The sequence below is a fragment of the Pseudomonas tremae genome (genome assembly GCF_001401155.1).
Taxonomy (GTDB): Bacteria; Pseudomonadota; Gammaproteobacteria; order Pseudomonadales; family Pseudomonadaceae; genus Aquipseudomonas; species Aquipseudomonas tremae.
Genome location: NZ_LJRO01000443.1, coordinates 1 through 568 on the forward strand (window position 1 = coordinate 1; position 568 = coordinate 568).

General features: G+C 57.2%; 1 protein-coding gene. It reads right to left on the bottom strand.

Translation table 11 applies throughout. The annotated features are described in order from the left end of the window. Window positions 1-105: 105 nt before the first annotated feature. The coding region (locus ALO43_RS23775) for a response regulator transcription factor (RefSeq protein ID WP_054998174.1) at window positions 106-568 on the bottom strand (463 nt) is incomplete at its 5' end.

Sequence of the window (568 nt, forward strand, 5' to 3'; positions counted from 1 at the left end):
ACCTGAACTTCAACGATCCGGCCAACTTCCGCCGCTCGTTCAAACGCTGGACCGGCAGTACACCGACCTTGATCCAGCGCCTGTTCAATTTCGACTGAGCAGGCTTCAGCGCTGTACACACAACTTGTAACCTAGGCCATGAGCGGTATGCAGCAACGGCGTCTCGTGGTCGCCGTCCAGCACCCGCCTAAGGATATGAATGTTGCTGCGCAGGCTACTGCTGTTCGGGGCATCACGCCCCCAAAGCACTTCTTCCAGCTCGGATCGCTTCACGATATGGGGACTTTTGCGCATCAACAATTCCAACAGCTTCATGTTGGTCGGGTTGAGCTTCAAAGGCACACCGTTGCGGGTTATCTCAAGGGTATCCAGATCGAAGTGCAGGTCAGCGACCACCATCACCCGGTTATCCTTGCGCTGGCGTCGGCCCACCACCGCTTCGACCCGGGCGAGCACCTCGGACATTGCAAACGGTTTGGTGATGTAATCATCGGCACCCACCTTGAAGCCGGTAAGACGGTCATCCAGCTCATCCCGCGCACTGAGCATCACAATGGCGACTTCGGAC